The sequence below is a fragment of the Lysobacter sp. N42 genome (genome assembly GCF_004344885.1).
In genome coordinates this window covers 1-25,911 of sequence record NZ_SKFB01000020.1, presented here as the reverse complement: position 1 = coordinate 25,911, position 25,911 = coordinate 1, and the positions used below count along the sequence as shown (strand labels likewise).

Below are 25,911 nucleotides of genomic sequence, written 5' to 3'. Positions count from 1 at the left end.
CCGCGCCGCGCTAGGATCGCGCCATGTCCTCCGATCGCCTGACCGTGCTGGTGGCCGCCTACAACGAGGCGGACGCGCTGCCGCTGCTGCATCCGCGCATCGTCGCCGCGCTGGAGGCGGTGCCGGGGCTGGACGGCCGCGTGCTCTACGTCGACGACGGCAGCACCGACGGCACCTGGGAGGCGCTGCAGCGCATCGCGCAGGGCGATGCGCGCGTGGCGCTGCTGCGGCTCTCGCGCAACTTCGGCAAGGAGGCCGCGCTCACCGCGGGGCTGGACCGCATCGAGCAGGGCGCGGCGCTGATCCTGGACGCCGACGGGCAGGACCCCCCGGAGCTGATCGGCGCGTTCGTCGCCAAGTGGCGCGAAGGTTTCGACGACGTGCACGGGACGCGCGTGGCGCGCGCGGGCGACGGCATCGTCAAGCGCTCCACGGCGCATGCGTTCTACCGCGTGATGGGACGCCTGTCGCGCACGCCGATCCCGGCCGACACGGGCGACTTCCGCCTGCTCTCGCCGCGCGCGGTCGCCGCGCTGCGCCAGCTGCGTGAGCGGCACCGCTTCATGAAGGGCCTGTTCGGCTGGGTCGGCTTCCGGCAGGTCGCGATTCCCTACGAGCGCGACGCGCGCATCGCCGGCGGCAGCAAGTTCAACCTGTGGAAGCTGTGGAACTTCGCGCTGGAGGGCATCACCAGCTTCTCCACCGCGCCCTTGCGCTTTGCCACCTACCTCGGCCTGGCCACCGCGTTCCTCGCCTTCGCCTATGGCATGTGGATCGTCGTGAAGGCGCTGCGCTGGGGCGACCCGGTGGCAGGCTGGCCGACGATGATGGCGGTGATCCTGTTCCTGGGTGGCGTGCAGCTCATCGCGCTGGGCCTGATCGGCGAATACCTGGGGCGGCTCTACATGGAGTCCAAGCAGCGCCCGCTCTACCTGGTCGACGAATGGCGGCCGGGCGATGCGCCGGCGTCCGCGCCCGATCAGGCGGCGACGACCTGCCGCATCACCGCCACGTAGTGACAGACGCTGCCGGCGACGCAGAACAGGTGCCAGATGGCATGCGCGAAGCGGGACTCGCGCAGGTAGAACACGGTGCCCAGCGTGTAGGCGACGCCACCGGCGAGCAGCCAGCCCAGCGTTGCGCCGTCCAGCGCGCGCAGCAGCGGGCCGATGGCGACGAGCGCGACCCAGCCCATCGCCACGTACAGCGCGGTGGACAGGCGCTTGAAGCGCCCGGTGAAGAACAGCTTGAACACGATGCCGGCGATCGCCAGCGTCCAGATGGTGGCGAACAGGCTCCAGCCCCAGGCGCCGCGCAGGGCGATGAGGGTGAACGGCGTGTACGTCCCCGCGATGAGCAGGTAGATCGCGCAGTGGTCGAAGACCTTGAGCCGGGCCTTGGCCACCGGGTGCGCGATGGCGTGGTAGAGCGTGGACGCCAGGTAGAGCAGCAGCAGGCAGGCGCCGAAGACGATCGCGCCGGCCAGCTGCCAGCCATCGCCGTACACGGCGGCCAGGGTGATCAGGACGGAGCCGCCCGCCAGTGCCGCGATGGCGCCGAGGCCGTGCGTCAGGGCATTGGCGAGCTCATGGGTGGCATGGCGCAGCGGGCCTTCGGCCCGCTCGGCGGGCAGGGTGGAGGAGGCGTCCATGCGCCGATGCTAGCGTACGCAGGCGTAGGGTGCGTGTCGCTGCCGAAAACTGCCTGACGGCGTCGGGCGCCCGTGGCGTCCTGGCCGCCCGCGCGGCCGCCGGTGGCGGGGGGCGCGGTCGGTCCGGCCTTCAGTCGATCGCCACCGCATGCGCGTGCTCGCGCGTGGCGAGGAAGCGGACGGCGGGCGCGCGCTCCTGCGCCAGCTGCAGGTTGACCCGCGTGGGAGCCAGATAGACGAGCTCGCCCGCGGCGTCGATGGCGAGGTTCATCGCGTTCTTCTCGCGGAACTCCTCGAGCGTCTTCGCGTCGTCGCAGCGGATCCAGCGCGCGGTGGCGACCTGCACCGGCTCGAAGCTCGCGTCCACGCCGTACTCGTCCTTCAGGCGATAAGCGACGACGTCGAACTGCAGCATGCCGACCGCGCCGAGGATCAGGTCGTTGCTCATCAGCGGGCGGAAGAACTGCGTCGCGCCTTCCTCCGACAGCTGCGCCAGGCCCTTCTGCAGCTGCTTGAGCTTGAGCGGGTCGCGCAGGCGCGCGCGGCGGAACAGTTCGGGGGCGAAGTTGGGGATGCCGGTGAAGGACAGCGACTCGCCTTCGGTGAAGGTGTCGCCGATGGAGATGGTGCCGTGGTTGTGGATGCCGATGACGTCGCCCGGGTAGGCGGCTTCGGCGATCTCGCGGTCGCTGGCCATGAAGGTCAGCGCGTTGGCCAGCTTGATCTCCTTGCCGCTGCGCACGTGGAAGGCCTTCATGCCGGCCCTGAACTCGCCGGAGCAGACACGCATGAACGCGACGCGGTCGCGGTGCTGCGGGTCCATGTTCGCCTGGATCTTGAACACGAAACCCGTGAGCTTCTCCTCCACCGGCTGCACCTCGCGCCCGGTGGTCGCGCGCGGCTTCGGCGCCGGCGCGTGTTCGACGAAGAAGTCCAGCAACAGCTGCACGCCGAAGTTGTTGACCGCCGAGCCGAAGAACACCGGCGTCTGCTCGCCGCGCAGGTAGGCGTCCTTGTCGAACGGGTTGGACGCGCCTTCCACCAGTTCGAGCTCGTCGCGCAGTTCCTGCAGCATCTGGCTGCCGATGCGCTCTTCCAGGCCCGGATCGTCGATCGACGGGAAGATCGTCGAGTCCTGCCGGGTGAAGTTGCGGCCCTGCTCGTAGAGGTGCACCTCGCCGGTCAGAAGGTGGACGACGCCCTTCAGGCGCTGGCCCATGCCGATCGGCCAGGTGATCGGCGCACACTGGATCTTCAGCACGCTCTCGACCTCGTCCAGCAGGTCGATGGGGCTCTTGCCCTCGCGGTCGAGCTTGTTGATGAAGGTCATGATCGGCGTGTCGCGCAGGCGGCAGACCTCCATGAGCTTGATCGTGCGCTCCTCGACGCCCTTGGCGACGTCGATCACCATCAGCGCGGAGTCGACCGCGGTGAGCACGCGGTAGGTGTCCTCGCCGAAGTCGGCGTGGCCGGGCGTGTCGAGCAGGTTGACGATGCGGCCCTCGTAGGGGAACTGCATCACCGAGCTGGTCACCGAGATGCCGCGCTCCTTTTCCAGCGCCATCCAGTCGGAGGTTGCATGTCGCGCGGCCTTGCGGCCCTTCACCGAGCCGGCCATCTGGATCGCGCCGCCGAACAGCAGCAGCTTCTCGGTTAGCGTGGTCTTGCCGGCGTCGGGATGGGAAATGATGGCGAACGTGCGGCGGCGCAGCGCCTGCATGGAGACGTCGGACATGGCGGTGCGCGCGCACGGAGGCGCGGCGGACGGTCGGGAGGATCGCCGATTATAGCGGCCGCGCCGGGCCAGGCCGCGCACCAAAGTTTCGGCTGGCGTGGCCGATACCGACCCGGGGGCGCCCGGAGCGCCGGGGAGACCAGGTGTTCATCGTCATCGTGGGGGAAGAGGGCGGGCGCGCCGGCGAGCTGCAGCTCGCGCTCAACGATTTCGGCCTGGACTGGTCCGTGCGCTGGCTGACCGATGCCGGTGGTGCGCTCACCATTCCGCGGGAGCAGCCGATCGACGTGATGGTGGCCGAGTTGCGTATCGGCGCACTCGCCGGAACCACGCTTCTCGAACAGGTGCGGACACTGCATCCGGAGGCCGCGCGGATCCTGCTGCTGGACCGGGGCCACGGCACCGATGCGCTGCAGGCGCTGGACGTCGCCCACCGGCTGCTGAGCAAGCCGCTGGACGCGGGCGAGCTGGTGGACGCGGTGGAGAGCGTGGCCGAGGTGCGCGACCTGCTCACCAACCCGGCGCTGGTGCAGGCCATCGGCCGCATCGGCTCGCTGCCGCCGCCGCCGAAGCTGTTCCTCGAACTCGGGCGGCTGATGCAGGACCCCGACGTGGGCACGGCGAAGGTGGCCGCGCTCGTCTCGCAGGACCCCGCCGTGGTGGCGAAGGTGCTGCGGCTGTGCAACTCGGCCTACTTCTCCCGCGGCCGCGCCATCACCGACATCCGCGGCGCGATCATGCGGCTGGGCCTGCAGACGCTGCAGCGCATGGTGCTGGCGAGCGAAGCCTACGCGGGGGGCGACCTGCCCGGCGTGGACCGCGAGGCCATGCAGGAGCGCGCCATGCGCACCTCGCGCCTGGCGGGGAAACTGCTGCCGGGCCCCAGCGGGGAACTGGCGGCGACGGCGGGCCTGCTGGCCGAGGTCGGCAAGCTGCTGCCGGGCGTGAACCGGGGTGGCGAGCACGACAGCGGGCCGCATTACGCCGAAGCGGGAGCGTACCTGCTCGGGCTGTGGGGGCTGCCCATGCCCATCGTCGAGGCGGTCGCCCATCACCACCGCCCGGCACGCGTCCGCATGTCCGGCTTCTGGGTTCCCGGCGCCGTGCACGTGGCGTCCGCGCTGGTTGGCGGATTCCCCGTCGATGAGGACTATCTGCGCGCGGTTTGCCAGATCCAGAATCTGCCGCAGTGGCGGCAAATGCTGGAAGAGACCGACGTCTAGCCGGAATCAGTTGCCGCTCAGGCGCAGCGGCCCGTCGGGCCCGCGCATGCGGAAAGGAATCGACTCGAGCCGCATTCCACGGTTGGCCTGCACGGAGAAGTGCAGATGGGGGCCACTGGCGAAGCCGGTGTTGCCGGAGAGGCCAATCACTTCTCCCGCACGCACCCGCTGGCCCGGCCGTACCAGCGCGCCGTCGGGCTTGAGGTGCGCGTAGACCGACATCGCCCCGTCATCGTGCAGCAGGCGCACCATGTTCGCGCGGCCGCCGTAGCGCTCGGCATCGAGCCCGCCGCGCGCGAAATCCGACTCGACCTCCATCACCACGCCCTCCCGCGCGGCCAGCACCGGCGTGCCGATGGGCGCGGCGAAGTCGATGGCGTAGCGGTTCTGCGCGTCGGCATGGCTGAAGCTGCCGCCAAAGCCCTGCTCGATGCGCAGCGGCACGCCACGCAGGGGCAACAGGTACTCGACGTCGCGGGGACGGGCACGCGGATCGCCGCGCTCGGCATCCATGTCCAGTTCGAAATCGGCGCCCATGGAGGGGTCGACGACCGACAGCGTGGCGACGACCACGCTCGAGCGCGCCGGCACCACGGCGCGCGCCGGCAGCAGCGGATCCGCGCGGAAGTTGCGTGCGTGCACGAAACGCAGGCGCACCTCCACGGGGCCGGCCAGGCGATTGTCGGCCAACGCCTGGTAGCCGCCGGCCACGGCGCGCGTACGCAGGCCGGCGATCGCCGAGGGCTCGGCGTCCACGGGCAGGGACTGGACATCGCGCGTGACGGCCTGCTGCGGCACGTGGTCGCCGTAGTGGCGCACGCCTTCGGGCCCCGTCCAGCGCAGCACGCGCGTGGCTTCGGCCATGCGCGGTCCGAAACCCACGGCCGCAACGAACGCGGCCAGCAGGGGCAGGGCGTGGCGCGCGCGCATGCTCAGCCGGTGCAGCCGCGCGGCAGGCCGAGGGCGCGCGCGACGTCGCGCAGGTCGAAGGCGGTGACGGCGCGATCGTCGTGGACGGCGTACAGCACGCCACCGGGGAAACTCGGGGTGGAGGCCGCATGCAGGGCGACGCCGTCGGTATGCGCGGTCACGCTGCCGCGGAAGCTGCCGCGTGGCGCGAGGCTGACCCGGTCGAAGAGGTGGAAGACGGTGAGCGGCGCGAGCTGGTCCACGGCGATCCAGTAGCCCTCGCCGTCGGCGCAGGCCCACAGCGCAACGCCCTCGGCCTGCGCGGCGAACGCGTGCTGGGGCAGGCTGCGACCGGTGTAGCGGCCGGAGAAGGTGTACTCGCGCAGGGTCGACGGACGCTTCTCGTCCTCCTCGGCGATGAGCAGCCGGTCGTTCTCGGGATCGCCGGCAATGGACTCGACCACGTGCAGCGCCGCCGCCTCGCTGGTGTCGCCGAAGGTGCCGGCATGCGCGACGCGCAGGCGCCCGTCGCCACCGCCCACCTGCACGCGGTAGCGGCGCACGCGCTGCGACAGCTCGGCCAGCGGCGGCAGCTGGTCGAAGCGCGCGCCGTACATGAAGCTGTCGGTGACGTACACGTCGAGCTCGCCCGGTTCGGTCTCGGTGAGCCAGATCCCGTACGGGCTGCGCAATTCGCTTTCGCCGAAGGTGGCCAGGGGTTGGAACGAGGGCAGCGCGAGCACCTGCACGCGGCGGTTGTCGCGCTCGACCACGAACAGCATGTCGCCGTGCACGGCGATGCCGTTGGGGCGGCGGAACTGCCCGGGCGCGCTGCCTTCGCCACCCAGGTCGCGCAGGCGTGCGCCGCTGTCGCCGTCGAACACCACCAGCCGGTGCGTGGACTTGGCGGTCGCGATCAGCCAGGTGCGGCCGTCCTCGGTGGTCCAGGTGGCCAGGGAATCGAGTTCGTCGGCCGCGGTGTCCTCGGAGACGTAGCGCTCGCGCACGGTCGCCACTTCGACGGCCGGCGGGGCGACGACCGCGGCAGGCGGAGCCGGCTTAACGGATGGGGTGCGCGTGGCGCAGCCGGCGGCGAACAGCGCGGCCGCGAGCAGGAAAAGGCGGGGGCTCATCGCCAAAGTGTAAGGCGTCGGTGGCGCGCGGCGACCGCATGCCCGACGGGCCGTAAGGCGGGCGTTCCGGTTATTCCATCGCTTTATAAGGATGAAGAGATTGACAGGCCGCGGCGTCATGCGCAGACTCCGCCCATCCATCGAGACCGGCTGAGGGACAGGCCCTTTGACGCCGGGGCAACCAGCACGCGAGTGCCAGGTGCCAATTCCTGCGGCGTCATGCCGGAAGATGGTCGTGCCCTCCTGCCGCAAGGCGGGAGCGTCGCAGGCTCGATGGCCCCGTCACCTTCGCCGGAGCCCCGCCATGAGCCTCGCCCCCGTTTCCTGTATCGACCCGACGCCCGCCGGGCCCTGCCTCGACGACGCGCGCCCGCCCGCCGCGCGACGCGGCGAGTTCGACCTCGACCTGGCCTTGCGCCATGCCGGCCGTCGCCGCCTGCGCCTGCGCTACGAGGACGTGGGCGACGTGCGCGCGCCGGCGGTGCTCGTCGCCGGGGGCATCTCGGCGCATCGCCACCTCGCCGCCCATGCCGCCGACGCCGCGCCCGGCTGGTGGGACGCGCAGGTGGGCGCCGGCCGGGTGCTGGACCCGGCCCGCTGGCGCCTGCTTTCGATCGACTGGCTGGGCGCCGACGGCAGCCTGGACGCGCCGATCGACCCGGCCGACCAGGCGGCCGCCATCGCGGCCCTGCTCGACCACCTCGGCGTCGGCGTGCTGCACGGCTTTGTGGGGAGTTCCTACGGTGCGATGGTGGGCCTGCAGTTCGCCGCGAACTTCCCGGCGCGGCTCGATCGCCTGGTCGCGATCAGCGGCACGCATCGCGCGCATCCCTATGCCAGCGCGTGGCGCGCGCTGCAGCGGCGGGCGGTGGCGCTGGGCGCGCTGCAGTGCGACGACGTCGACGGCCTCGTGCTCGCGCGCCAGCTCGCGCTGCTGAGCTACCGCACGCCGGAGGAGTTCGGCGAGCGCTTCGGACCGGCGCGCGTGGTCGAGGGCCGCGTGCGCGTGGCCGCGGAGGACTATCTGGACCACTGCGGCAACGCGTACGCGCAACGCACGCCGCCGGTGGCGTTCCTGCGGCTGTCGGAGTCGATCGACCTGCAGGACGTGGACCCGGCGCGCATCGCCATTCCGGTGACGCTGGTGGCGGTCGAACAGGACCGGCTGGTGCCCCTGGCCGAGGTGTATGCGCTGGCCCAGCATCTGCGCGGGGAGACACGCCTGCGCGTGCTGCGTTCGCGCTACGGGCACGACGCCTTCCTCAAGGAGCCCGGGGCCATCGCCGCCGTGCTGGCCGAGGCGCTCGACGCCGGGGTGCCGGCATGAGCCGCGCAGGCTTCCGGCCCGCCACCGCCGCGGTGCGCGCCGGCATCGACCGCGATGCCGCCTTCGGCGCGGTGACGCCGCCGCTGGTGCTCTCGTCCAACTTCAGCTTCGCCGGCTTCAACGACAAGCGCGCCTACGACTACACGCGCAGCGGCAACCCCACGCGCGACCTGCTGGGCGAGGCGCTGGCGGAGCTCGAGGGCGGCGCGGGTGGGGTTGTCACGGCCACCGGCATGGCGGCGATCAGCCTGGTGCTGCACGCCCTGGCATCGCCCGGCCAGCGCGTGGTGGTGCCGCACGACGCCTACGGCGGCAGCTGGCGCCTGTTCAACGCGCTGGCCGCGAAGGGCGCATTCGAGCTGGTGACCGTCGACCTCACCTGCCCCCCCGCGCGCGATGCGGCACTGGCCGATGGCGCGGCCCTGGTCTGGATCGAGACGCCGTCGAACCCGCTGCTGCGCATCACCGACATCGAGGCGACCGTGCGCGCGGCCCATTCCGTCGGTGCGCTGGCGGTGGTCGACAACACCTTCCTCTCGCCGGCGCTGCAGCAACCGCTCGCCCTGGGCGCGGACGTGGTGCTGCATTCGACGACCAAGTACATCAACGGCCACAGCGACGTGGTGGGCGGCGCGGTGGTCGCGCGCGAGGCAGCGCTGCACGAGCGGCTGGCATGGTGGGCGAACGCGCTGGGCCTGACCGGCGCGCCCTTCGACAGCTTCCTGACCCTGCGCGGCCTGCGCACGCTCGACGCGCGCCTGCGCGTCCACCAAGACAACACGCAGGCGCTGGTCGAGCTGCTCGTCGCGCACCCGGCCGTGCTCGCCGTGCACTATCCCGGCCTGGCCACGCATCCGGGCCATGCGGTCGCGGCGCGGCAGCAGTCGGGCTTCGGCGCGATGCTCGGTCTCGAGGTCGCCCACGGCGAGGCGGGCGTGCGTGCCTTCCTCGACGGGCTGCGCTGCTTCACGCTGGCCGAGTCGCTGGGCGGCGTGGAGAGCCTGGTGGCGCATCCGGCCACGATGACGCACGCGGCCATGTCGCCGCAGGCCCGCCATGCGGCCGGCATCGGCGATGGGCTGCTGCGGCTGTCGGTGGGCATCGAGCACGCGGACGACCTGCGCGCCGACCTGGACAACGCGCTGGCGCGGGTCGATGCGCTCGGCGCGCGCGCGCGAACGCGAACGGCCGGGGCGGTGGCCTGATGGCGACGCCGGTCACGGCTGGCGCGCCGCGCGGCGCGGTGGCATCGCGGCCGCGGCAGGCCGATGTCGCACTGCTCGGCATCGGAACCGTCGGCGGCGAGTTCCTGCGCCGCCTTGCGCGGCTGCAGCGGGCGGGCGCGCCGCTGCGGCTGGTGCACGTGGCGAACTCGAGGCATGCGCTGGCGCGCGGCAGCGGGGTGGACCCTTCGATCGCGGCCGGGCTGGTGCGTGCGGGGGCCGGGGCCGGGGCCTTCGTGGATCCCGCCGCCGCCTTGAGTGGCGCGGCCTGCGGCATCGTGGTGGATGCCAGCGGAAGCGAGCGGGTCGCGGCATCGCACGCGCGCTGGCTGGACGCCGGGCTGCACGTGGTCACCGCGAGCAAGCTCGGGCAGGGTGCCTCGCTCGCGCGCTGGCGCGCGATCGACGCGGCCTCGCGCCGCACGGGCGCGCGCTATGGCGACAGCGCAACGGTGGGCGCAGGGCTGCCGCTTCTGCGCAGCCTGCGCGAGCTGCGCGAAGGCGGCGACGCGGTGCATGGCATCGCCGGCGTGCTGTCGGGCTCCATGGCCTGGCTGTTCGGTGCCTTCGACGGGCTGCGGCCCTTCTCCGGCTTCGTCCGGCAGGCACGCGAGGCCGGCTATACCGAGCCGGATCCACGTGAGGATCTTTCCGGAGAGGACGTGCGCCGCAAGCTGTTGATCCTCGCGCGCGCGGCGGGCTTCGCACTGGATGTAGACGACGTTCAGGTCGAGTCGGTGGTGCCGCCGGCGCTCGCGGGGCTTGCGCTCGCGCAGGTCGATGGCGCGCTCGGCGTGCTCGACGCGCCGCTGCGCGAACGTTTCGCCGAGGCCTACAAGCGCGGCGAGCGCCTGCGCCACGTGGCGCGGCTGGACGTCCGCGCCGGCCGCGTGCGGGCACGCGTCGGCATCGAATCGCTGCCGCCGGACGATCCCCTCTGCGCCGGCACCGGCACCGACAACCGCGTGGCGATCCGCTGCGACCGCTACCCCACGCAGCCGCTGGTGATCCAGGGGCCCGGCGCGGGCGCCGGCGTCACCGCCGCCGCGCTGCTCGACGACGTGCTGCGCATCGTGCGCCGGGGTTGATCAGGCGCCGGTGGGGCGCGTCACGATGGACTCGCCGGCGATCTCCCCGATCACTTCCAGCCGGCCCGCGTCGAGCATGCCCTGCAGGTCCTCGTGCACGTCGGCCACCAGGCGCTCGAGCACGGTGGTGCCCGTCGGCCGGAACGAAGCCCAGCCGTTGCGGCCGTGCGTCTTGACGTAGTACAGCGCCTCGTCGGCCAGCTCGATCATCGACTCCCAGCCCAGCTGCGCACCGTCGTCGCGGCTGAGCGGGTACTGCGAGAGGCCGATCGAGCAGGTCAGCGGAAGCACCAGCCCGTTGCCGAGGTCGAAGGCGTGCGCCACCACCGCCGACTGGATGCGCTCGCCGATCGTGGCGACGTTGCGCTGCGGCATGGGGCGGAACACCAGCAGGAACTCCTCGCCGCCCCAGCGCGCCACGTAGTCGCCGGTGCGGACGAGCCGGGACAGCACCTGCGCGAACTGCTGCAGCACGAGGTCGCCGGCGCGGTGGCCGTAGCGGTCGTTGACCTGCTTGAAGTGGTCGATGTCCACGAGCGCGAACAGCATCGCCTTGTCGTCCTCGCGGCGTGCGCTGGCCTGGCGGTCGTAGAAGGAGAGGTCGGCCGGCAGCTGCGAGCCGATGTAGCGGCGGTTGCGCAGCCCCGTGAGCGGGTCGGTGTGGCTGGCGTCCTCCAGCTGGCGGTTGGCCAGCGCCAGCGCCTCGGTGCGCTGCTCGACCAGGCTTTCCAGCTCGGCCTGCCGGCGCTGGTAGCGGATGCGCTGCCAGCGGTAGCCCGCGTACACCAGGCCGGCGACGGCGAGTACGGCCAGGAGCGCGAACCATCCGGTTTCGTGGAACCTCGGCGTCACGCTGAACCGCAGTTGCGCCGGCGCCTTCGCCGCGACCCCGGCATTGTTGCGGCCGCGAACCTCGAAGACGTAGTCGCCCGGCGGCAGGTTGGTGTAGCGCGCCTGCCGGCTTCCGCCCTCGGGCTGCACCCAGTCGGCGTCGTAGCCGCGCAGCCGGTACTCCACGCTCACGCTGCGCGGGTCCTGGAAGCTGATGACCGCGAAGTCGATGGACAGGTCGCGCAGGTCGCCCGGCAGCGGCTTTCCGTCCAGGCGCCAGGCCGGCAGCGCGTCGCCGCCCATGCGAACCCGCTCGATCGCGACACCGGGCGGCGTGGTGTTCTTGCGGATCGACTGCGTGTCCAGCGCGACCACGCCGTCGCGCGTGGGCAGCCACAGCGTCGATCCCCGCAGCACGCCCTTCGACGTGCCCGCGCCGTTGCAGCAGTACCCCTGCTGCCCGCTCATGGGGTCGCCCCGCTCGTTGAGCAGCATCTCCCCGCGCAGTCTGTCGCGACGGCCGGTGGCCGCAGCGGCGATGTCGGCCAGCGGCACGCGCGAGATGCCGCGGATGCCTGCGATCCACAGGTAGCCGTCGTGCTCGGCGAGGAAGAATGGTGCGTTGGCGGGCACGCCGCGCGTCGGATCCAGCGTGATCCAGCGGCGCGCATCGCCGACATACGTGCGCTCGTTCAGCGTGCCGACTGCCAGGCGGCCGTCCCGCAGCCGGTGGATCGCGGTGACGTCCAGTGTCTTCGGGAGACCTTCGCCGCGCACCGCGACGAAGCGGCCGGCACGGAACTCGAACAGCCCGTTCTCCGTTCCGGCCAGCAGGGTGCCGTCGGGTTCGACCAGCAGGTAGCGCACGCGCGGGTCCGCCAGGCCCTCGGCCACGGCGTAGCGGCGCACGCTGCCCTCGTGCAGGCGGAACAGGCCCTCGGGCGTGCCGATCCACAGGGCACCATCGGGCGCGCGGCGCAGCGCGTTCACCTGCGCGCCGCCGATCGCCGCCAGCTCGGGCAGCGCGCGGGGCGCCGTCGCGCCGGCGCCGTGGTCCAGCACGCGCAGTCCGCCCCGCGTGCCGATCCAGAGGCGGCCGGGCTCGGCGAGCAGGTTGTAGGCATGCGGATGCGGCAGCGCCGCGCCGGGCACGACGCGCCGGAACCGGCCGCCTTCGAACACGCTCAGGCCGTCGTTGCTGCCCACCCACAGGCGGCGCCCGTCGGGATCGGCCGCGACGGACCAGACGATGCGCTCATGCAGGCCTTCGGCCGTGCTGTAGCGGCGCGTCCACGAATTCCAGAGGCGGACCAGGCCCTCCCATTGACTGCCCAGCCACAGGTTGCCTTCGCGATCCTCGAAGGCCGAGCGCAGGCCGGGGATGCCGCCCGGTTCGCGCACGCCGACGAACTCGGCGAGCACGCCCCCGCGCAGCCGGGCCAGGCCCGTGTCGCCGCCGGCCCAGACATTGCCGTCGCGGTCGGCGAAAAGCACGTCGACGGGCGCATCGCGCAGCTGCGGGACATCATCGGCGTGCTCCCACCCGCCAGCGCCGAGCCGGTACAGGCCCATCGACGTCGCCGCCCAGAGCCGGCCCTGTGCCGAGAGCAGGTGGTTGACCGTGGCGTCCGTCGCCTGCGGGGGCAGCGGCAGCGTTTCCCAGCGGCCGGTCAGAAGGCGCCGGTGCACCGCGCCCCGACCGCCCAGCCAGAGTCCGTCCGGCCGGGGCAGCGGGGCCTGGACGCGCGTCGGACTGCCTTCCACCGGAACCAGGCGGTCGTCGACGACGCAGAACAGGCCGGAGGCGGAGGCGATCCACAGGCCGCCCTGCGGATCCTCGGCGATGCCGGTGATGTCCAGCGCGGGCCAGCGTCGCGCGTCGTGCGCAGGGACCGGCCGGATCAGGCGGCCGTCGTGGACTGCCAGCCCCTTGTAGGTGCCGATCCACAGCCGCCCGTCGCGCGCGGTGTGCAGCGCACGGATCCACGTGCCAGGCAGTGCCGGCTCCGTGTCGGGGGTGAAGGTTTCGAAGCGCAGCCCATCGAAGCGCGCCAGACCGGCCTGAGTGCCTACCCACAGGTAGCCGGTGCGGTCTTGCGCGATCGCCAGCACGCTGATCTGCGGCAGGCCCTGCTGGATGGACCAGACGTTGCGCACGTGATGGTGCAGGGCCTTGCCCGGGTCCAGTGCATGCGCGGCGGGCAGGGCAAGCAGGGCGAGCGATGCCAGTGCGGCCATGATCCTGCGCATGGGTCGCTCTCCTGTCCTCGGCCCGTCCACGGTCGTTATCGGCCATTCTCCACGCAACTGAAAGCAGGCGGTCCCCAGGCGCTATGCCCATCGTGAGGGCCCGTGGCGTGCGCCGGGCGCCAGGCTCCCTCGCGATGCCCGCTCAGCACTCGATGACGTTCACCGCGAGCCCGCCGCGGCTGGTTTCCTTGTACTTGTCCTGCATGTCGCGCCCCGTATCGCGCATGGTCCTGATGACCTTGTCGAGGCTGACCTTGTGCTTGCCGTCTCCGCGCATGGCCATGCGGCTGGCATTGATCGCCTTCACTGCGCCCATCGCATTGCGCTCGATGCAGGGGATCTGCACCAGGCCGCCGATGGGATCGCAGGTGAGCCCGAGGTTGTGCTCCATGCCGATCTCGGCGGCGTTCTCGACCTGGCCCGGCGTGCCGCCAATCGCGGCGGTGAGCCCCGCGGCGGCCATCGAGCAGGCCACGCCCACCTCGCCCTGGCAGCCGACCTCGGCGCCGGAGATGGAGGCGTTCTCCTTGTAGAGGATGCCCACGGCCGCGGCGGTGAGCAGGAACGTGCGCACGCCCTCGATGCTCGCGCCGGGAATGAAGCGGTCGTAGTAGTGCAGCACCGACGGGATGATGCCGGCCGCGCCGTTGGTGGGCGCCGTCACCACGCGCCCGCCCGCGGCGTTCTCCTCGTTCACCGCGAGGGCGTAGAGGTTGACCCAGTCCAGCGTGGTGAGCGGATCGCGCATCGCGGCCTCGGGGCGCGAGGACAGCTCGGCATGCAGCTGCGGCGCACGCCGCGTCACGCGCAGCCCGCCCGGCAGCGTGCCCGCCTCGCGGATGCCGCGCGCCACGCAGGCCTGCATCGCGCCCCAGATCTCGTCCAGGCCCGCCTCGATCTCCTGCGGCGCGCGCCAGACCTGCTCGTTGGCGAACATCAGCTGCGCGATGGACAGGCCCGTGCGCTCGCATTGCGCGAGCAGCGCGTCGCCGGTGAGGAACGGATAGGGCAGCTCGGTCTCGTCGGCCACGATGCGGTCCTCGGCCGCCTCGTCCTGGTTGACCACGAAGCCGCCGCCGACGGAGTAGTAGTCGCGGGTGGCGATGACCTCGCCGTTGGCGTCGTAGGCCGTGAAGCGCATGCCGTTGGTGTGGAACGGCAGCTTCTGGCGCTTGTTCATGATGAGGTCGTGCTTCTCGTCGAAGCCGATCTCGTGCGCACCGAACAGGCGGATGCGCTTGCTGGCGCGGATGCGCTCGAGCGCGGGCGGGATCACGTCCGGGTCGATCAGGTTCGGCCAATGGCCTTCCAGGCCCATCAGCACGGCCTTGTCGGTGCCGTGGCCGCGGCCGGTGAGCGCGAGCGAGCCGAATACCTCGGCGCGCACGCGGGCGGTGCGTGGCAGGTCGCCGTTCTCCACCAGCCAGCGCTCGACGAAGCGCGCGGCCGCGCGCATCGGGCCCACGGTGTGCGAGGAGCTCGGGCCGATGCCGATCTTGAACAGGTCGAAGGTGCTGACGGCCACCGCGGCTCCAGCCAGGGACGATGAGGGAAGGCGGCTATTCTAAGCCCGTACCGACCGCCGCGTTTCCGTACTGCACCGCATCCCCATGAGCCGGTTCATCTTGTTCCAGCGCGACGACTGCCACCTCTGCGACCTCGCGCTGGAGGTGCTGGCGGGCGCGTCGTTCCCGGAGTTCGAGAGCGTGTTCGTCGACGACGATCCCGCGCTGGAAGCCGCCTACGGGCACCGCGTGCCGGTGCTGCGCGACCGGACGACCGGGGTGGAACTCGACTGGCCGTTCGATCCGGCGGCCGTCGTGGCGCTGCGCGCCGGGTGACTTAGCCGGCGTCGCCCGGGATGCGGCGGCTGCACAGCACGAGGCGCGGTCGCGCGTGGCCGGATTCACCCGCGTCGCGCCACTGCAGGCGCCCCTGCTCCAGACGCAGCTCGCTGACGGTGGGCGGCTCCTGCGGGTCCGGCTCGCCGTCGATGCCTACGCGGCTTTCGATGCGCCACCACCCCGCGCCGAGTGGCACCACCGACGTCGGGATGTAGAACGCGCCTTCTCCGTAGTCGGAAACGTGGTGCGCCACGTCCCCGCCGATCATGATCGCGCCGACGATGCGGCCCCAGTCGTGTTCGTTGCGCGGCGTCGGTCGACGGCGGTGCGCGGCGCATCCGGCACGGCCTTCGGCGTCGTCGGTGAACCACGCGCCCCGCAGCTCGGGCGGGTACACGACCGCCGGCGCGGGCGGCGCGCCGATGGCGACGTCGGCAAGCGCGCAGGCCAGGAGCAGCCACGCGAGGCCCAGACGGCGCACGCGCCGCGCACCGCCCGTTCGGAATGCGCCGACACGCGTGCGCCGTGGAGCACACGCGGCGCGGCGGTCGAGGCAGGCGCTCACCTGCCGACCGCCGCGACCGGCCTGAACACCACCTTCGTACTCACCGCCACCTCGTTCGGGATCAGCGAGGTATCGGCCCAGTCGCCGGCGCCGACGCCGAAGTCGAGCCGCTTCACCGTTGCGCGCCCGGTGAGCACGGGTGCGGCCCCCGGGGTCCAGGTGAAGCCGAGGGTGACCGGGCGCGAGACGCCGCGAAGCGTGAGTTGGCCATCGGCGGCATAGCGGTTGCCGCCGAGCGCGCGAAAGCGCGTGGCGACGAAGCGCGCCTGCGGAAACTTCGCGACGTTGAAGAAGTCCGCGTCCTTGAGCGTGGAATCGCGCTCGTCGTTGCCGGTGGCCGCGCCGGCCAGCGGGATGACGACATCCAGCCGCGCGCCTTGCAGCCTGGCGGGATCGAAGCTCAGCCGCGTCGTGAACGCCGGGAAGCGCCCGGTGAAGACCTCGCCCTGGTATTTCGTCGCGAACGTCAGCGTGGACCCCGGCGCCTGCACGTAGTCGGCGGCCTGGGCGGCCGGAACGAGGGTGGCGAGCGTGGCGAGCAGCAGGGCGAGCGCGGGGCGCGTCATGGCGTGGACTCCGGCGGACGGCGGCGGCCGGGCAGCATGCGCTGCAGCGTGCCGTCGCGAAGGAAGACGTGGTGGTAGAGCGCGGCGAAGACGTGGCCGGCGGCCAGCAGCACGAGCAGCCAGAAGCCGTTCTCGTGCAGCTCGTGGGCGAGATCGGCCACCGGCTCGCTCTCGGCGGCCAGCGCGGGCAGGTTGAACAGGCCGAACCACTGCAGCGGGAAGCCCTCGGCCGAGTTGAGCAGCCAGCCCGTCAGCGGCATGGCCAGCATGAGCGCGTACAGGCCCCAGTGCACGCCGCTGGCGGCGCGGCGCATCCAGGGCGCGATGCCGGGCAGGTCGGCCGGCACGGGCCGCGTCCAGCGCCAGAGCAGGCGCAGCACGACGATCGCGAGCAGCGTGAGCCCGAGCGACTTGTGCAGTGCGTACAGGCGGATCTTGTCCGGCGAAGTGGGCAGATCCTCCATGGTCAGGCCGATCGCGGCGATCGCCACGAGCAGCAGCACGCTGATCCAGTGGAAGGCCTGGCTGACGGGGCCCCAGCGGTCGGGGCGTACGGTGGAGCGCTTCATCGGCGCGGGTCCTCGGTGGATGGGGCGGGCGTGGCCGCGGGGGCACCGAGGCCGCGCGAGGCTTCGAGCTCGATGCGCAGCTCCACCTCGCGCCCGACCATCGAGGCCCAGCGGTCGAGGCCGAACTCCATGCGGTCGAGCCGGGCGGTCGCCGAGAAGCCGACGGTGCGGCGGAACGGCGGCAGCGGGTGGCGCTTGAGCGCGTTGAACGTCACGTCCATACACAGGGGGCGCGTGGTGCCGGCAAGCGCGAGGTCGCCACAGACCTCGGCGCGGGTCGCGTCGCGAGGCGTCACGCGGGTGGACACGAAGCGCGCCCGCGGATGGCGGCCGGTGCCCAGCAGCTCCTGCACCGCGGCGTTCCAGCGCGCGTCGCCGAAATCCAGCGCATCCAGCGGAACGGTGACGTCGACCTCCGCGCCGGCCCAGCCCTCGGCGAAGCGCACGCGCCCGGTGCTGCCCGAGGCCGTGCCGAGCGAACGCGAGAAACCCGCATGGTCGACGGCCACGAGTACGCGCGTATGCACGGGGTCGACGGCGAAGTCGGCTGGCTCGTCCGCGGCGGCGGGCGCTGCCAGCAGCAGGCCGGCCAGCAGGGCGAGGGCGGGGCGGGGCGTGCGCGGCATCGGCGGGTCCCGGCGGGTGTCGACCGATTCTAGGCCGCCGGGCCACACTGGCCGCATGAGGGCGCGCAACGGGCCGTTGCCGACGGGCGCGCTATTGCCCCGCCGCCCCGCATGGCCCAGCCTTGCGCGCGGGGAGCGGCCGCCGGGATGTGCCGCCCGGGGGACCTGCTGGATGCGTGCACTCATCGTCGCGGCGCTCGCCGCCCTCATCGCCTTTGCGCCCGCGGCCTCCGCCGGCCTCCCGGAGACGCCGCGCCCGCGCCAGTTCACCGTGGCCGACGGCCTGCCGTCCAACCGCATCAACGCCATCGCGCAGGACCGCCGGGGCTACCTGTGGATCGCCACCAGCGACGGCCTGGCGCGCTTCGACGGCGTGGGCTTCCGGGTCTGGCGCGCCGAGCAGGGCCTGCGCGACAACTTCGTGTGGTCGGTGCACGTGGATGCGCAGGACCGCGTCTGGATCGGCACCCGCACGGCCGGGCTGGCCATGCTCGACGTCGACCGCAGGCGCTTCGTCTGGATCGACCGCGGCACGCCGGGCGTGGGCGGCAACGAAGTGTGGTCGATCGCCTCCACGCGCGACGGCGCGCTCTGGTTCGGCACCGCCGACGCCGGGCTGCACCGCCTGGTGCGCGGACGGGTACGGCGCTACGTGCCGATGCCGGGGAACGAGCGAAGCCTTCCCGACCCGGGCGTGCGGCAACTGGCCGTCGCGCCGGACGGCAGCCTGTGGGTGGGCACGGGCCACGGCGTCGCCCGGTTCGACGGACAGGGCTTCGAACGCATGCCGTCCGAAAGCCTGGCGTCCCCGCTCATCAACGGCCTGAGCGTGGAGCGCGACGGCACGCTGTGGATCGGCACGCCGCGTGGCGTGGCGGTCCGCCGCCCCGACGGGCGCGGGGAGCCGGCGCCGTGGGCGCATACCGGGCGCCCGGTCCTGCACGTGCTCATGCGCGACCGCGCCGGCAGCTACTGGTTCGACATTCCCGAGGGGCTCGGCATCGACGTTGAGGACCGCGTCACCACCGTGCCGCTCTACAGCGAGCTCGCCCAGGGACTGGTGCGCCCGTCATGGGTGGACGCGCACGAGGACCGTGAGGGCGGCCTGTGGTTCGCCAGCAACAGCAGCGGTCTCTGGTACCTGCCGCCGCGCTGGCGCCAGTTCTCCGTGCTGGCGCGACGGCTCGGCGACAGCTCGACGCTGGCCAACGCGCAGGTGCGCGGCATCGCGCCCTCGCGCGACGGCACCGTCTGGCTGGTGGGCAGCGGCGGCGTGCTCGACCGGCTCGACAGCGAATCCGGTGAGGTCGAGCACGTGGTGGAGGACGTGGGCGACGGGTTCATCCTGCACGCCGCGCTCGAGGACCGCCGTGGCCAGGTCTGGGTGACGTTCACCGAGGGCCTGGCGCGCGTGGACCCGCGCACCGGCGAGGTGCGCCGATGGTGGCCGGGCCAGCACAACGGCGCCATGCCCGGTGACGCCTCCCGGCTCGTCCAGGCGGCGGATGGCTCGATCTGGATCGCCGGCGAGTACGGAGTGCAGGTGCGCGACGAGGACGGCCGCGTGATCGCCCGCTACATGCGCGGCGACGGCCGCGGGCTCGACCGTGCGACCAGCGTGCACGACATCGCCCCGTCGCTGGACGGCGGCATGTGGATCGCCACCTCCGACGGCCTGCTCGCCCCCGATGCGCGCGGCGAACGCCTGGTGCGCGTGCCCGGCGTGGACGCGGGCCCCGTGCACGGCATTGCCGTCGACACGCGCGGCGGGCTGTGGCTCGCGCGTTTCGGCGCGGTGGAGGGCTACGACCTGCGCCGCGGGCGCCCGGTGCGGCGCGAGCGGCTCGGCCCGGAGGCCGGTTTCCCGCGGCTGGCCCCGACCGGCCTCACGGTGGACGACCGCGGCATCGTGTGGGTCACCAGCGTGCGTGGCCTCGTGCGCGTCGACCCGGCGGCGCGCAGCAGCCGCGTGTACGGCGTACGCGACGGGCTGCCCAGCCAGGAGTTCGCCGATCCGCCCGTGGCGCGGCCATCGGATGGTCGCATCCTCGCCGGCACCCCCGAGGGGCTGGTGCTGTTCGACCCGGCAGTCGTGCGGCCGGCCACCGAGGCGCCCGGGCTCGTGCTGGAGACGGTCGACGTGCTGCGCAACGGCGTCCGCGTGCCACTGGATCCTGCCCGCCCGTTCTCGCTCGCACCGGGCGATCGCGACCTGCGTATCCGCGCCCGCATGCTGGCCTTCGCCGACCCGTCGGCCCACGTCTACCGCACGCGCCTGCTCGGCTACGACGCCGCCTGGGTGGACGGCGGCACCCAGGGCGAGCGCGTGTTCTCGCAGCTTCCCCCGGGCGACTACCGCCTGCAGCTCACCGCCCGCACGGCCGACCACGTCTGGGCCCCGGTGCGGGAGCTGCGCTTCTCCGTCAGCCCGCCGTGGTGGCGCGCGTGGTGGTCGATCACGGGGTTCGCGCTCACGGGGCTGGCCGCGCTGGCCTTGCTGGCCGCCTACTACCGGGGCCGGCTGCGACGTCGCCACGCCTGGGAGCAGGCCGAGCACGAGCGCCGCCTCGCGCAGGAGGCGTCCGTCGCCAAAACGCGCTTTCTGGCCACCTTCGGCCACGAGGTGCGCACGCCCATGACCGGCGTGCTGGGCATGAGCGAGCTGCTGCTGGACACCCCGCTGGACGCGCGCCAGCGCAGCCACGTCGCCGCCATCCGCAGCGCCGGCGAGCACCTCCTGCGCCTGCTCAACGACGCGCTCGACCTGGCCCGCATCGAGTCCGGTCGCCTGGAACTGGTCGACGAGGTGTTCGACCTGCGCGCGCTTCTGGCCGACCTGTCCGCGCTGCTCGGCCCGCTGGCCGAGCGTCGTGGCCTGCGTTTCGAGCTCGACCTCGGCCCCGACCTGCCCGCCGGGGTGCGCGGCGATGCCAGCCGCCTCAAGCAGGTCCTGCTCAATCTGCTCAACAACGCGCTCAAGTTCACCGAGCAGGGCCACGTCTCCCTGCATGTGCGGCGCGTCGGCGACCGCGTGCGCTTCGTCGTGCAGGACACCGGGCCGGGCCTGTCGGCCGAGCAGCGTGCGCGCCTGTTCCGGCGCTTCGAGCAGGGCGACGGTGCGCGCACGGCGGCACGCCATGGCGGCAGCGGGCTGGGCCTGGCGATCAGTCATGAACTGGTGGACGCGATGGGCGGGCGCATCGACGTCGACAGTACGCCCGGCGTGGGTACGCGCTTCGAGGTCGAGGTGCCCTTGCCGGCGGCGGCGCTGCCGGCGCGCGCGCCGCAGGCGGACGTCGCCGCGCGGCCGCCGGCCGCGCTCTCGATCCTGCTGGTCGAGGACGACGCGACCGTTGCCGAGGTCATCACCGGCCTGCTGCGCGCACAGGGGCACGAGGTGCGCCACGCGCCCCACGGCCTGGCGGCGCTCGCCGAGGCACAGATGCGGCCCTTCGACGTGGGCTTGCTCGACCTCGACCTGCCCGGCATGGACGGCTTCGCGCTGGCGCGGCAGCTGCGCGCGGGCGGTTGCACGGTGCCGCTGGTGGCGGTGACCGCGCGGGCGGATGCGGAGTCCGAGCCGCAGGCGCGCGCGGCCGGCTTCGACCGCTTCATGCGCAAGCCGGTCACCGGGGCGATGCTCGCGAACGTGCTGCAGGATGTGCTGCACGGGGAACCCGCCTGAGCACCGCCTCGCGGGCGGGTGCCCGCGCGGGGGTCAGTCGATGCGACGCAGCGCAGCCACGCCGAGGCCGGTGTCGTAGTAGATCCAGTCGCTGGTGTAGTCGCGGATCCAGTCGATGCGTGCGCGGACATCGGCCGGCACGCGGCAGATCACCGCCGTGACGCCGCCGGGCAGCGGTCGCGAGAACGGCCCGGGCTCATCGGCCCAGCCGACGCAGCGCACGGCCGGCGCGGTCCCTGCAGGCCAGTCGAGATGGTCCCAGAGCCCTGCGCGCGCTGCCGCGTCGAGCTCGCGAACGGGCAGCTCGTGGCCATCGTGCCTGCGCATGCGCAGGCCGTTGCCGGTGTCCTGAAGCGTCCAGACCGGGTCGGGCGCGTCACCCGTTCCCCAGTCGTACCGGCCCTCGAAGGCGTCGCCGGCGCGCGCCGCCGGCGCCAGCAGGAGGGCGAGCGACAGCAGCGCCGCGAACCTCATCGCGCGCTGTGCGCGTGCACCGCCTCGACCAGCACGGCCACGTGCTCGGGGTTCATGTCCGGCGACATGCCATGGCCGAGGTTGAAGACGTGCCCTTCGCGCGAGCCGCCGTTCCCGTCGCGGTAGCTGTCGAGCGCGCGGCCGACCTCGCGGCGGATGGCCTCGGGCGAGGCGTACAGCGTCACCGGATCCAGGTTGCCCTGCAGGGCCACGCGGCCGCCCGTGCGGCGCGCGGCATCGCCCAGGTCCACCGTCCAGTCGATGCCCACGCCTTCGGCGCCAGTGGCGGCGAGGTCCTCAAGGTAGGCGCCGTTGCCCTTGCCGAACAGGATCAGCGGCGCGGCCGCGGCGCCTTCGCCGCGCGGCAGCTCGCGCGCGATGCGCTGGAGGTAGCGCAGCGAGAACTCGCGGTACATGGCCGGCGAGAGCACGCCGCCCCAGGTGTCGAAGACCTGCAGCGCCTGCGCGCCGGCGATGCGCTGAGCGTTCAGGTACGCGATGACGGCGTCGGTGACGACGGCCAGCAGGCGGTGCATGGCCTGCGGGTCGTTGAGCGCCAGCGCCTTGACGCGCGAGAAGTCCTTGCTGCCGCCGCCCTCGACCATGTAGCAGGCCAGCGTCCATGGACTACCCGAGAAGCCGATCAGCGGCACGCGGCCGCGCAGTTCCCGGCGGATCAGCGAGACGGCGTCGGTGACGTAGCCGAGTTCGGCCGCCATGTCGGGCACGGCGAGCCTGGCGATGTCGGCGGCGGTGCGCACCGGGCGTTCGAACTTCGGGCCCTCGCCCTCGACGAAGTACAGGCCCAGACCCATCGCGTCGGGCACGGTCAGGATGTCGGAGAACAGGATCGCCGCGTCGAGCGGAAAGCGTTCCAGCGGCTGCAGCGTGACCTCGCAGGCCAGCTCCGGATTCTTGGCCATGCCGAGGAAACTGCCGGCGCGCGCGCGGCTGGCGCGGTATTCGGGCAGGTAGCGGCCGGCCTGGCGCATCAGCCAGACGGGGGTGCGGTCGACGGGCTCGCGGCGCAGCGCGCGGAGGAAGCGGTCGTTCTGGAGGGGGGCGTGGGTCATGGGAACGTCGCTTCGCTTGGGCGTAAAGGGCAGGGTGGGCGTCGACATTGTGGCGCAGCGGCGGCGGCTGTCGGTCCGGTGCCACCGAGTCGCCGGGCGGCTTCGGGACGCAGCGCCGGTTCGTGGAGGTGAGGTGTCGGCAACACGCGGGTGGCCATCCATGGCGCCGGATCAGGGGCTTCGGCTGGTCCGGCCCGGGCATCCATGCCCGGGCGTGCGACTCCGCGCGGACTGCCTTTGGGCAGTCCGCTAGCGCGGAGTCGCACCCTCCGCGAACATCAGCTGGAAGCCGCGCTTGAGCTGCGCGTCGCGCGCGCTCTCCAGTGCGGCCACCGCGGACTGCTGGTCGAGGAACTGCTCGCGCCGCACCGTGCTCTTGCCGCCGATCTGGCCGGACTCGCGCACGAGCGTCCAGCCGCCCAGCAGGTCGGGCTGGAGCATGAGCTGGACGAAGCGCGGCGCTTCGCGGCCTTCCGGGCGTTGTTGCAGGAGCAGTCGCATCCGCGGGATTGTAGCCGCAGGCGCCGTCGCGGCCGGTGCAGTGGCGCGCAGGGCGGTGCTCGGCCTGCCTCGCGCAGCGTCCTGATACCCGCGCACAGGCCCGGGCAGCGTGTCCGCGACCCGGGCTACCGGCTTCGCCCGCGGCCCGGGCACAGCCGGGCCACGCGCAGCGCACCCCGGGATGGCGACCGCCGCGGGTCCCGCACGGACGCGCTGCGCCTATGCGTCCGCCCCGACCGATGCGGTGGATGCCCGCATCACGTCCAGCACCGCGTCGTCGGGAACGTCGCGCACGATGCGGCCGCGGCCGGCGCCCTCCCACAGGACGAAGCGCAGCCCCGCGGCGTCGGCCTTCTTGTCCAGGCGCATGCGCGCGAGCAGGCGCTCGGGCGCGAGCCCCGCGGGAATGCGGACGGGCAGGCCCAGCCGGTCGAGCAGTGCCTCCAGCCGGTCCGCATCGGCCGATGGCGCACGCCCGAGCGCCGCCGAAAGCCGCGCCGCCAGCACCATGCCCACCGCCACCGCCTCGCCGTGCACCAGGCCATCGGCCGCACCGGCATAGCCCTGCTCGGCCTCGATCGCATGGCCGAAGGTGTGGCCGAAGTTGAGCAGGGCGCGCTCGCCGTGCTCGAAGGGATCGCGTGCCACCACCTCGGCCTTGTAGCGGCAGGAGCGCAGCACGGCCTCGGCCAGGCGTGCGTCGTCGCCGCCGAGCAGGGCATCGGCCTGCGCGTCCAGCCAGTCGAGGAAACCGGCGTCGAAGACCGCCCCGTACTTGACCACCTCCGCCAGCCCGGCGCGCAACTCGCGCGGCGGCAGCGTGCGCAGCGTGCCGGTGTCGGCGACGACCGCGGCGGGTGGGTGGAAGGCGCCGACCAGGTTCTTGCCTGCGGGCAGGTCCACCGCCGTCTTGCCGCCCACCGACGAATCGACCATCGCCAGCAGCGTGGTCGGCACCTGCACCACGTCGATGCCGCGCATCCAGCTGGCGGCGGCGAAACCTGCAAGATCGCCCACCACGCCGCCGCCCAGCGCCACCACCGTCGCGTCGCGCGTGGCGCCGAGCGCGGCCAGCGCGTCGACGACCTCGCGCCAGCGATCCAGCGTCTTCTCGTGTTCGCCGGGCGGCAGCACGTGCAGGGCGATGCGCACATCCGGCCGCAGGCGACGCAGGCTCGCGTCGAGCACGGCCAGATGAAGGCGCGCCACGTGGCGGTCGCAGACGATGAGTGCGTGGCGGCCGCGGACGGCCTCGGCGACCGCGGAGCCCTCGCGCAGCAGCCCGGCACCGGCCAGGATGGGGTAGGGCGCGCGGGGGCTTTCCACGCGCAGGCGCTGCGGCCGCGCGCCGCCTCCGGCTTCCAGCAGCGCCAGTGCACCGGCGGCGATGTCGACCACCTCGTCGATGGGATGCGCGGTCGTCTCGATGCGCGCATCGGCCACTTCCGCGTACAGCGGCCCGCGGGCGATCGCCATCGCGTGCAGCACGGCCTCGCGGTCGCCGGCCAGCAGGGGCCGATCCGACGAGGCCTGCAGGCGTTCGAGCTGCGCGGGGACGTTCGCATCCAGGTGCAGCACGTTGGCCGCGGCGCGGATCGCCGCGCGGTTGCCGCCGTCGAGCACCACGCCCGCGCCGGTGGCGAGCACGATGCCCTCCGACGCCAGCGCCTCGCCCAGCGCGCGCGACTCGAGCGCGCGGAACGCGGCCTCGCCGTCGGCGGCGAAGATGTCGGCGACGCGGCGGCCGGCCAGCGCCTCGACGCGCGCATCCAGGTCGACGAAGACGCGGCCCAGCCGCCGCGCGAGCATGGCGCCCACGGTGGACTTGCCGGCGCCGGTCGGGCCGACGAGGACGAGCGGCCTGGCCGCATGCGCGGCGTTCGCGTGCAGTGGCATGGACATGCGGACACAATACCGCGATGGACACGCCCGCCCTGCTCGCCGAAGCCCTCGCCACCTTCGACCGCCTGTTCGCGCAGGCCACCGATGCCGGCGAGCCCGACCCCACCGCGATGGCGCTGGCCACGGCCGGCCTCGACGCGCGCCCTTCGGTGCGCATGGTGCTGCTCAAGTCGCACGATGCGCGCGGCTTCGTCTTCTACACCCACCTCGACGGCCGCAAGGGGCGCGAGCTGCAGGCCAATCCGCATGCCTCGCTGCTGTTCCACTGGCCGCGCGTGGCCAATGGCGTGCAGGTGCGGATCGAAGGCGCGGTGGAAATCGTTTCCGAGGCCGAGGCCGACGCCTACTTCGCCACCCGCCCGCGGGTGAGCCAAGTGGGCGCATGGGCCTCGAAGCAGTCCGAAACGCTGGACTCCGTGGAGACCTTCGAGGCGCGGCTGCAGCAGGTCGAGCGCGAGTTCGCCGGCCGCGACATCCCGCGCCCGCCGCGCTGGACCGGCCTTCGCGTCGTCCCGGCGCGCATCGAGTTCTGGTACGGCGCGCAGTTCCGCCTGCACGAGCGCTGGATGTACGAGCTCGACGCCGCGGGGGACTGGGGCAAGCGGATGCTGTATCCGTGATTCGGGATTCGGGATTCGGGATTCGGGATTAGGGATTAGGGAAGGTCTGAACAACTCCGCCCGATTGCGCGACAATGCCTCACCGTGATCGGGGTGAGTGCGATGCAGCTGTCGTT

At 72.9% G+C, this 25,911-nt stretch carries 22 protein-coding genes, 1 pseudogene and 1 riboswitch; of the genes and pseudogenes, 8 read left to right on the top strand and 15 right to left on the bottom strand.

Annotated features, from left to right (window positions below):
* Nucleotides 1-23: 23 nt before the first annotated feature.
* Entirely contained in the window at nucleotides 24-1,016 is a 993-nt protein-coding gene (locus EYQ95_RS18690) for a glycosyltransferase family 2 protein (RefSeq protein ID WP_132329137.1), read from the top strand.
* Here the strand turns inward: EYQ95_RS18690 and EYQ95_RS18685 are convergent.
* Nucleotides 980-1,651 (bottom strand): hemolysin III family protein, encoded by a 672-nt coding sequence (locus EYQ95_RS18685; RefSeq protein ID WP_132329135.1) that lies wholly within the window; start codon nucleotides 1,649-1,651, stop codon nucleotides 980-982. The two genes, EYQ95_RS18690 and EYQ95_RS18685, sit on opposite strands and share 37 nt — an antisense overlap.
* Before the next feature lie 130 nt (nucleotides 1,652-1,781).
* A complete protein-coding gene (locus EYQ95_RS18680; protein ID WP_132329133.1) occupies nucleotides 1,782-3,386 on the bottom strand; it encodes a peptide chain release factor 3 in 1,605 nt (534 codons plus the stop codon).
* 143 nt (nucleotides 3,387-3,529) lie between these two features.
* Here EYQ95_RS18680 and EYQ95_RS18675 point away from each other — a divergent pair, with 143 nt between their 5' ends.
* On the top strand, nucleotides 3,530-4,609 hold the full coding sequence (locus tag EYQ95_RS18675; RefSeq protein WP_132329131.1) for an HDOD domain-containing protein: 1,080 nt from the start codon (nucleotides 3,530-3,532) through the stop codon (nucleotides 4,607-4,609).
* Between the two features lie 6 nt (nucleotides 4,610-4,615).
* Here the strand turns inward: EYQ95_RS18675 and EYQ95_RS18670 are convergent, their stop codons facing one another.
* On the bottom strand, nucleotides 4,616-5,473 hold the full coding sequence (locus EYQ95_RS18670; protein ID WP_132329183.1) for a M23 family metallopeptidase: 858 nt from the start codon (nucleotides 5,471-5,473) through the stop codon (nucleotides 4,616-4,618).
* Between the two features lie 68 nt (nucleotides 5,474-5,541).
* Nucleotides 5,542-6,651 carry a phytase gene (locus EYQ95_RS18665; RefSeq protein WP_132329129.1) on the bottom strand — a complete coding sequence of 370 codons (1,110 nt, stop codon included), beginning with the start codon at nucleotides 6,649-6,651 and terminating at the stop codon, nucleotides 5,542-5,544.
* Between the two features lie 134 nt (nucleotides 6,652-6,785).
* A riboswitch (SAM riboswitch) is annotated at nucleotides 6,786-6,887 on the top strand.
* Between the two features lie 68 nt (nucleotides 6,888-6,955).
* On the opposite strand from EYQ95_RS18665, the gene EYQ95_RS18660 reads away from it, so the two are divergent.
* From EYQ95_RS18660 to EYQ95_RS18650, 3 genes are read left to right on the top strand one after another with little or no spacing between them, the layout of a single operon-like run.
* Nucleotides 6,956-7,978, top strand: a complete 1,023-nt coding sequence (locus EYQ95_RS18660; protein WP_132329127.1) for a homoserine O-succinyltransferase — start codon at nucleotides 6,956-6,958, stop codon at nucleotides 7,976-7,978.
* Nucleotides 7,975-9,183, top strand: coding sequence for a cystathionine gamma-synthase (gene metB, locus EYQ95_RS18655; protein WP_132329125.1), 1,209 nt, complete (start codon nucleotides 7,975-7,977; stop codon nucleotides 9,181-9,183). The genes EYQ95_RS18660 and metB overlap by 4 nt, the downstream gene beginning before the upstream one ends.
* Entirely contained in the window at nucleotides 9,183-10,289 is a 1,107-nt protein-coding gene (locus EYQ95_RS18650) for a homoserine dehydrogenase (RefSeq protein WP_132329123.1), read from the top strand. Before metB ends, EYQ95_RS18650 begins: the two co-directional genes overlap by 1 nt.
* Here EYQ95_RS18650 and EYQ95_RS18645 read toward each other — a convergent pair whose 3' ends face one another.
* Together EYQ95_RS18645 and EYQ95_RS18640 are read right to left on the bottom strand one after the other, a co-directional pair.
* Nucleotides 10,290-13,370, bottom strand: a complete 3,081-nt coding sequence (locus tag EYQ95_RS18645) for a ligand-binding sensor domain-containing diguanylate cyclase (protein WP_132329121.1) — start codon at nucleotides 13,368-13,370, stop codon at nucleotides 10,290-10,292.
* Nucleotides 13,371-13,512: 142 nt separating this feature from the next.
* On the bottom strand, nucleotides 13,513-14,895 hold the full coding sequence (locus EYQ95_RS18640; protein ID WP_132329119.1) for an L-serine ammonia-lyase: 1,383 nt from the start codon (nucleotides 14,893-14,895) through the stop codon (nucleotides 13,513-13,515).
* A gap of 85 nt (nucleotides 14,896-14,980) precedes the next feature.
* Between EYQ95_RS18640 and EYQ95_RS18635 the strand changes: the two genes are divergently transcribed.
* On the top strand, nucleotides 14,981-15,211 hold the full coding sequence (locus EYQ95_RS18635; protein ID WP_132329117.1) for a glutaredoxin family protein: 231 nt from the start codon (nucleotides 14,981-14,983) through the stop codon (nucleotides 15,209-15,211).
* 1 nt (nucleotide 15,212) lies between these two features.
* Here EYQ95_RS18635 and EYQ95_RS18630 read toward each other — a convergent pair whose 3' ends face one another.
* The 4 genes from EYQ95_RS18630 to EYQ95_RS18615 form a co-directional block, all read right to left on the bottom strand.
* Complete coding sequence (locus EYQ95_RS18630) at nucleotides 15,213-15,695, bottom strand: hypothetical protein (protein ID WP_132329115.1); 483 nt, start codon at nucleotides 15,693-15,695, stop codon at nucleotides 15,213-15,215.
* Between the two features lie 80 nt (nucleotides 15,696-15,775).
* Nucleotides 15,776-16,345 carry a YceI family protein gene (locus tag EYQ95_RS18625; RefSeq protein WP_132329113.1) on the bottom strand — a complete coding sequence of 190 codons (570 nt, stop codon included), beginning with the start codon at nucleotides 16,343-16,345 and terminating at the stop codon, nucleotides 15,776-15,778.
* Nucleotides 16,342-16,914, bottom strand: a complete 573-nt coding sequence (locus EYQ95_RS18620) for a cytochrome b (RefSeq protein WP_132329111.1) — start codon at nucleotides 16,912-16,914, stop codon at nucleotides 16,342-16,344. Before EYQ95_RS18620 ends, EYQ95_RS18625 begins: the two co-directional genes overlap by 4 nt.
* Nucleotides 16,911-17,540, bottom strand: a complete 630-nt coding sequence (locus EYQ95_RS18615) for a YceI family protein (RefSeq protein ID WP_132329109.1) — start codon at nucleotides 17,538-17,540, stop codon at nucleotides 16,911-16,913. Before EYQ95_RS18615 ends, EYQ95_RS18620 begins: the two co-directional genes overlap by 4 nt.
* Nucleotides 17,541-17,712: 172 nt before the next feature.
* Between EYQ95_RS18615 and EYQ95_RS18610 the strand changes: the two genes are divergently transcribed.
* On the top strand, nucleotides 17,713-21,225 hold the full coding sequence (locus tag EYQ95_RS18610; protein WP_132329107.1) for a two-component regulator propeller domain-containing protein: 3,513 nt from the start codon (nucleotides 17,713-17,715) through the stop codon (nucleotides 21,223-21,225).
* A gap of 33 nt (nucleotides 21,226-21,258) precedes the next feature.
* Here the strand turns inward: EYQ95_RS18610 and EYQ95_RS18605 are convergent, their stop codons facing one another.
* The 5 genes and pseudogenes from EYQ95_RS18605 to EYQ95_RS26855 form a co-directional block, all read right to left on the bottom strand.
* Nucleotides 21,259-21,699, bottom strand: a complete 441-nt coding sequence (locus EYQ95_RS18605) for a hypothetical protein (protein ID WP_132329105.1) — start codon at nucleotides 21,697-21,699, stop codon at nucleotides 21,259-21,261.
* Complete coding sequence (gene hemE, locus EYQ95_RS18600; RefSeq protein ID WP_132329103.1) at nucleotides 21,696-22,772, bottom strand: uroporphyrinogen decarboxylase; 1,077 nt, start codon at nucleotides 22,770-22,772, stop codon at nucleotides 21,696-21,698. Before hemE ends, EYQ95_RS18605 begins: the two co-directional genes overlap by 4 nt.
* A 249-nt stretch (nucleotides 22,773-23,021) precedes the next feature.
* Nucleotides 23,022-23,273, bottom strand: coding sequence for a WGR domain-containing protein (locus EYQ95_RS18595; protein ID WP_132329101.1), 252 nt, complete (start codon nucleotides 23,271-23,273; stop codon nucleotides 23,022-23,024).
* A 219-nt stretch (nucleotides 23,274-23,492) separates the two neighbouring features.
* Nucleotides 23,493-24,605: a 3-dehydroquinate synthase gene (aroB, locus tag EYQ95_RS18590; RefSeq protein WP_243699984.1), complete on the bottom strand. Its 1,113-nt coding sequence runs from the start codon at nucleotides 24,603-24,605 to the stop codon at nucleotides 23,493-23,495.
* A 69-nt stretch (nucleotides 24,606-24,674) separates the two neighbouring features.
* Nucleotides 24,675-25,169: pseudogene (locus EYQ95_RS26855) on the bottom strand (shikimate kinase); the annotation flags it as partial.
* Nucleotides 25,170-25,192: 23 nt separating this feature from the next.
* Between EYQ95_RS26855 and pdxH the strand changes: the two are divergent.
* Complete coding sequence (gene pdxH, locus EYQ95_RS18585; protein WP_132329097.1) at nucleotides 25,193-25,795, top strand: pyridoxamine 5'-phosphate oxidase; 603 nt, start codon at nucleotides 25,193-25,195, stop codon at nucleotides 25,793-25,795.
* Nucleotides 25,796-25,911 lie beyond the last annotated feature (116 nt).